Source organism: Nostoc sp. CHAB 5715 (genome assembly GCF_020829685.1).
In the GTDB taxonomy this organism is placed as follows: Bacteria; Cyanobacteriota; Cyanobacteriia; order Cyanobacteriales; family Nostocaceae; genus Nostoc.
Map to the genome: position 1 here is coordinate 1 of NZ_JAIVFR010000844.1, position 3339 is coordinate 3339.

At 45.6% G+C, this 3339-nt stretch carries 5 protein-coding genes and 1 pseudogene; 3 read left to right on the forward strand and 3 right to left on the reverse strand.

Annotated features, from left to right (window positions below):
• Positions 1–503: 503 nt before the first annotated feature.
• The 3 genes from LC574_RS32290 to LC574_RS32300 form a co-directional block, all read right to left on the reverse strand.
• A complete protein-coding gene (locus tag LC574_RS32290) occupies positions 504–1208 on the reverse strand; it encodes a hypothetical protein (RefSeq protein WP_229457679.1) in 705 nt (234 codons plus the stop codon).
• Positions 1209–1315: 107 nt separating this feature from the next.
• A complete protein-coding gene (locus tag LC574_RS32295; RefSeq protein ID WP_229457680.1) occupies positions 1316–1483 on the reverse strand; it encodes a hypothetical protein in 168 nt (55 codons plus the stop codon).
• A gap of 183 nt (positions 1484–1666) precedes the next feature.
• Positions 1667–2092: a hypothetical protein gene (locus LC574_RS32300; RefSeq protein WP_229457681.1), complete on the reverse strand. Its 426-nt coding sequence runs from the start codon at positions 2090–2092 to the stop codon at positions 1667–1669.
• A gap of 56 nt (positions 2093–2148) precedes the next feature.
• Between LC574_RS32300 and LC574_RS32305 the strand changes: the two genes are divergently transcribed.
• From LC574_RS32305 to LC574_RS32315, 3 genes and pseudogenes are all read left to right on the forward strand, one after another.
• Entirely contained in the window at positions 2149–2532 is a 384-nt protein-coding gene (locus LC574_RS32305; protein ID WP_229457682.1) for a hypothetical protein, read from the forward strand.
• On the forward strand, positions 2433–2951 hold the full coding sequence (locus LC574_RS32310; protein ID WP_229457683.1) for an AAA family ATPase: 519 nt from the start codon (positions 2433–2435) through the stop codon (positions 2949–2951). Before LC574_RS32305 ends, LC574_RS32310 begins: the two co-directional genes overlap by 100 nt.
• 173 nt (positions 2952–3124) lie before the next feature.
• A pseudogene (locus LC574_RS32315) lies at positions 3125–3339 on the forward strand (serine/threonine protein kinase); the annotation flags it as partial.

Genomic DNA, 3339 nt, shown 5'->3' on the forward strand with positions numbered 1-3339 from the left:
TTGTTGTTTGTTGTGGTGGGAATGCTGACTATGGTAACAATCGCCTTTGGCTATCTATATCAACCTCTATGGCGGCTATATGATGAACTGCCAGATGCAATTGCTGATGAGGCTCTCCCATAGAAGAAGTGATCTGCTGTTGTTAATTCTATTATTGAAGTCCGAGCGTTCGCGTCCCCCATAACACCCACTAAAATTTAACTCCTTAAGTGCAAGCGGTTGGATTTGATTTTCCTGAAAGTGGAACAATTCATCAGAGTTTTTATTAGGCATCAGCGCATAGCGCCAACCATCACCGAATTGTTCAGCCAATTCCGTACCAGAGGGGTAGTATTGAAGCCCCAGAATGATGCCGTCTTTAGTACGTTGTTCCAAAGCAAAGCGAGGGTAGCCCCAGTGCTGGGGAATCGATATTGTGGGTTGCATATTGATTTAATGGGGATTGTTGAGAATCTGGTTGTAGGCGATCACTTGACAACTGCGATCGCCTGGAACGAGAATAATTACGCCGTCACTAACTTCCGACTTTCTGCAATTGGCTCATACTCCCGTAACAGTTCCCAATCAAGGGCTGTCAGCATCTCAAATGGTAGGTCTAGCAATTCTTCAAATGTTGGCTCAATGCTGGGCAAAGTTTCCACCATCGACAGCCACCACACAGCATCCAACGCCGAGTCACAGGGGATGCGCTGCTGGGTTTCGTCTGCGGCGCGTGTGAACCACCAGCTGCCGTCAGTCTGACCCACTTCGCCTAGTTTCGCGTTGTTGTCGTATATGCCGTCGTCGAGGATATTAAAGCCGAATTTCTCACATTCAGTGAAAATCTGTGCCATGACTTCGTTACCAGTGTTGCAAACTTCTTCTGGTAACTGTTCTTGCACTGGTAGCGTACCTTGTTGGTACTGTTGTTTGATGTAGCTGTGGCATCTAGCGGCTGATAAGTCGCGGAAAATCTCAGCGTTGTTTACCAATACTCGCCAGTACAGATTTTCGTAATTCCCATGATCGTAGCTAATGCTGGCTACAAGATAGTCACCCACAAAGGCTTCTTGGTCATAAAACGAGATTTCCAAGATGGTTGGGACTTCTGCTATTACATCTGGTGCTGGGAAGGTTTCTCTGAGTGTGCCGTCTTTGTGATGCCATTGGATGAAGCGATAGCATTTTGCCCAGGTGTTAGCACGGAATTGCTCTTTGCCGTTGACCATGACTAGCCAAGATTGGGTGACTAAATCATCGTGGTCGTATGCAATGTAGGCTATCAGTTCTTTACCACAGTAAACCTCGTAGTGGTAGAAGTTGATTTCTACTGTTGTCAGTGGTTCGGGAGCGATTGCTTGGGCTTGGGTTGCGATGAACTGGTTGAGTTCAGGTTGGGCTGTGGTTTGTTCGTCAGCGATTTTCTGAGCTTTGCTTGCCTGATATTCAGCGATCGCAGTAATCCATTATGCAATTGAGCAAGAGCGAATAAAAGTGCTGCCACTTGCTACGTTAAGACGAATTGAGCAGGTTTTAGGCATTGAGTTTGGGGTGCAGCCATGATTGGAGCAAAGATGATTGACCCTAACAACATCAATCTTCTTGCTCTCTCCTGTGTCTTATTAGAGAAGCGATTGCAGTTAAACACTATATTTAAAACTTATCCACAAGTAACTCTAGGCAAACGCTAGTGAATCAAAAGAGGTGGAATGATGATTAAGCCATCCTCTAAGCGCAAAAAAACTGCCTCTACTTCATCCAGTAACAGCACACTTCCAGATAATCTTGCCCAAGAAGAAAACCCAGCCTTGGCAACCATTACTGTTACTGCTGTTGAAGTCCCTGAGCTAACAGAGTAGGAAATTAGCGATCGCCTGCATTTGGAACGTAAGGTAGAACGGGCATTTTTTGAGGCGGGAAAGGCACTCTCCGAGTTGCGCGATGGGCTTACGCCCCGCCGTAGGCGATCGCAGACTATATCGTTCAACCCATCGCACATTTGAGGAATATTGTCGTGTTCGCCCTTGGCGTTGGCGCAGCCATCGCTTTGGGCATAGTCGCCAGAAGTCAAATTATCTGATTGCAGCAGCTGATGTCTACGAGAATTTGACAACAATTTGTTGTCAAAATTTGCCGCCTGAAGATTTGACAACAAATGGATCACAAATTTTGCCTACTAGCGAAGGGCAAGTCCGACCCATAACAAAGCTAGAACCTCAAGAACAGTGGGAGGTGTGGCAAACCGCAGTAGAACTTGCTGGCGGGAAAGTGCCAACTGGTAGAATCGTCAAAGATGTTGTGCAGCGCATCATGGAAAGGACAAAAGTACCCAATACCTACCAAATCGGCGAAGTGTGCCAAATCGTAGTCAAAGACAACCCGGAACTCAGAGGAAAGGGTGGGTGCTGGGCGATTGTCAGTGCAGTAAACGAGTTCAGTTGCACCCTGAGAATGTGGGATGGAGAGTACACCGTTGGCTTGGGAAAAGTACCCTATCAGAAGAAATTGCACGGATATTGCATATCCCTTTATTCTCTTTGGATTGGATACTAAGGGCAATGCTGCTATCACAGTTGCGTGTTCAACAGGAGGGATTTTACGTTACGACTGCTGAAGCACTGCTGACAATGCTAATCCAAAGACAACTAATGTTAGGACAATCAGCTATTTTGGACACTCCTGCTAATACAGTCGCACAAAGAAAACGCTGGCAGGATTTAGCGCAATCATATAATGCAGAATTCTATGGACTTGAAACAATTTGCTCAGATATGGAGCTACATCGTAGACGAGTCGAAGGGCGTAAGCGTGGTATTCCAGGTTGGTATGACACTGTTAGTTGGAGCCATGTAGAACGAATGCGTTTTGCTCGTCAAGCTTGGACAGATGATGAAGGAGAACACCTGAGAATAGATGCAGTTCATACTTTGAATGAAAATGTTCAGACAATTCTAAAATATGTTCAATCCTGAAAATAATAACTAGAACTAGCTCAGAAAGAATGATTACTTGCTGTAGCAGTGTCAGCAGATGCAGCAGATTAGCGATGCCTGTGGCGGGCTGTTCGGTGTCGCATGAGTAGGCTACGGGAAAACGAGAATTTAGAAGATGCCCCAAGTGCCTTGGGATCAAATTGTGAGCCAATATGAACAAACCACATTTATTGCATTTGCTCAAGAACATTTATCAAGATTTATTACCTGGTTTACAAATAGAAAGTGTCAATCCTCGCGATCCGATCAAAGTCAAATATCTTCCACAACCCTGGGGATTGCTGGGCAAAGGAAATTATGCCGCAGTTGTTGATCACCCTGACTACCCTGATTGTGTAGTGAAGATTTATGCTCCAGGACGACCAGG